General features: G+C 36.7%; 2 protein-coding genes. Both read left to right on the top strand.

The window, feature by feature from the left end:
• Positions 1-1,403: peptidase domain-containing ABC transporter (locus tag VNJ50_RS04325; protein ID WP_325579400.1), on the top strand; the 1,403-nt coding region annotated here is incomplete at its 5' end.
• A 336-nt stretch (positions 1,404-1,739) separates the two neighbouring features.
• The coding region (locus VNJ50_RS04320; RefSeq protein ID WP_325579398.1) for a Bax inhibitor-1 family protein at positions 1,740-2,311 on the top strand (572 nt) is incomplete at its 3' end.

Below are 2,311 nucleotides of genomic sequence, written 5' to 3'. Positions count from 1 at the left end.
TTTTCGATACTCGTAAAATTGGGGAGTTAGTGGCAGGATTAAATGATACCCAACGTGTACAACGGGTTATTAATCAGATGGTGGGCAATGTGGCCATCAACGTTTTGGTGACCATGGTTTCTTTGGGCTTTTTGTTTTATTACTCTTGGCAAACAGGTTTAATTGCCCTGACGAGCTTGCCCTTTTATTTTATACTTATTTATAGCTTTAACAAGCGCATTATCAATGCACAAAAAGAAGTGATGCAAGGGTATGCCTTTAGTGAGAGCAACTATATAACGTCCATGCAGGGCATTGCAACTATAAAAAACAACAACCGACAAGCTGTTTTTCAAAAAATCAACCAGCTTATTTATGGCAATTTTCAGGAGAAGGCCTTTAATCTTGGTAAAATAAACGTGCGTTTATCTATTTACTCCGGCATATTCAGTGTCTTGTTTTTAATAGGTATTTTGGTTTATACCTCTATCCAAGTCTATCATGAAACCATACTTCTGGGAGAATTAATGGCAATTTTGGGTGTAGCGGGCAGTTTGTTACCTTCTGTGGCAAGTTTGGCTTTAATAACCATACCGGTCAACGAAGCCAAAGTGGCTTTTAATAGAATGTATGAATTTGCGGCAATGGAAAAGGAACCAAAAGGCAAAACTGAAGTTTCAGAATTCAATGTACTCGAAATTAAAAATCTTTCCTTTCGTTTTGCTGGTCGAAGCCCATTATTAAAGGCCATCAACATTAAAGTCGATGCCAACGAATGTATTGCTATTGTTGGTGAAAGCGGAAGTGGCAAAAGTACATTGGGACAAATTCTTCAAAAGTTCTATTCCTATGAAAGCGGAACAATTATCATCAACAATCAAAATAGGCTTGAAGATATGGATACCGTAAGTTGGCGCACTATGTTGGGAGTTGTACCACAAGAGGTTACTATTTTTAGTGGTAATGTTGTATCCAATATTCTTCTTGGTGAGGAAGACGCACCGGAAAACATAATTGCGTTCTGCGAAGCCTACGGTTTTGAGCATTTTATAAATGCATTGCCCCAAGGGTATGCGACTCTACTTGGTGAAGAAGGCATTAACCTTTCGGGCGGACAAAAACAAGTTATTGCCTTAATGCGTGCCTTATATAAAAAACCGAAGGTTTTATTACTGGATGAGTTTACATCGGCCATGGACCGAAAAACGGAGCAATTTGTTTTAAATATATTGAACAGGTTGAAAACTGAATTGAGTATTGTTTTCATATCCCACAGATTACATTCACTACCAAAAATTGCCGACCGAATTTACGTATTGGAAGACGGCATTATAACTGACTTTGGAAGTCATGGGGAATTAATGGAGTCTCAAAATTTCTATAGTGATTTTTGGACCGAATTAGAATATGGCCTAAAAGCCTGATCAAGGTGTAATCATGCATCATCCCAATGGCACTGGACGTTCTCGGCCGAAAGTAAATCATGGTTTTATCAAAATATGTGTTTGACATTTTTTATTTTTGTGCCGATAAGATTGTAATTAGTGGCTATAGAAGAGTTTGAAAATAGTACAAAACGGTAATTGTCTTTTTATTATGGTTATGAAATCCATCTAAAAAATTGGAATTTGAGACTTAACGGGTTTTTAAACTTAGTACAGCGATCTCACGCAGCGAAGCAAGTAAACCTGTTAGATCTTTATTTAGTTGTTCGGTCTATTTTTTTTCTTATTTTTAAGTCTAATCTAAAATCTTAATTTATGGAGCAACCTACTGAAAATTCATTTCCTAATTTTGAAACAAAACTATTGACAAACGCTACGGATGCCGAGCGTGTTGATTTTTATAAACGGACTTATGCCCACGTGGCCGGTGGTGTTTTGGTATTCATCGTTTTTGAATATTTATTATTGCAAAGTGAAGCCATTGTCAGTTTTATGATGTCCATGACTGAAGGTTATAAATGGTTGTTGATGTTGGGTGGCTTTATGTTTATTACCAGTTACGCTGAACGAATGACCTTAAAATCACCAGATAAAAATAAGCAGTATCTTGCTTACGGATTATATATTTTGGCACAGGCCTTTATTTTTGTTCCGTTGATTTACATTGCTGCCCATTATATGGATTCGGGGGCTGAAATCTTAAACCAAGCAGCGATTGTAACCTTAGGCTTATTTACTGGTTTGTCTGCTGTTGTATTAATGAGCAAAAGAGATTTTTCATTTCTTAAAACAGGATTGGCGGTCGGATTTTTTATTGCCATAGGATTAATCATTGCGGGGACTTTATTCGGATTTAGTTTGGGATTATGGTTTTCTGTGGGAATGTG

The organism is Gelidibacter sp., assembly GCF_035577925.1.
GTDB lineage: Bacteria > Bacteroidota > Bacteroidia > Flavobacteriales > Flavobacteriaceae > Gelidibacter.
The sequence above is the reverse complement of the archived record's forward strand: the minus strand, read 5'-3'. Positions and strand labels throughout refer to the sequence as shown.